This window comes from Opacimonas viscosa, from assembly GCF_024199005.1.
Lineage (GTDB): Bacteria > Pseudomonadota > Gammaproteobacteria > Enterobacterales > Alteromonadaceae > Opacimonas > Opacimonas viscosa.
This window is the reverse complement of the sequence record NZ_JANATA010000120.1, coordinates 1-273: the sequence shown is the minus strand read 5'-3', so window position 1 is coordinate 273 and position 273 is coordinate 1. Positions and strand designations below refer to the sequence as shown.

At 49.5% G+C, this 273-nt stretch carries 1 pseudogene; it reads right to left on the bottom strand.

The features are described from left to right. Positions 1-38 precede the first annotated feature (38 nt). A pseudogene (locus NLF92_RS12945) lies at positions 39-273 on the bottom strand (fumarylacetoacetate hydrolase family protein); the annotation flags it as partial.

Here is a 273-nt window from a genome sequence, read left to right as displayed (position 1 = left end):
GTACCCGCCGATCGCAGGTACCGGTTAGCACGTAGCCGTTAGTTCAGCACACTTACGCGTTGCTCAATGGCACCAAAAATACTTTGTTGCTGGTCATCGAGCATTTCAATACGCACAGTGTCACCGTTGGCCATAAAACTGGTCGACGGTTTGCCATCGCGGATGGTTTCAATCATGCGAACTTCGGCAATACAGGAGTAACCTACCCCTCCCTGAACTATAGCAGATCCATAATCTGTGCCCTGTTTATTTGACACCGTTCCTGAACCGATA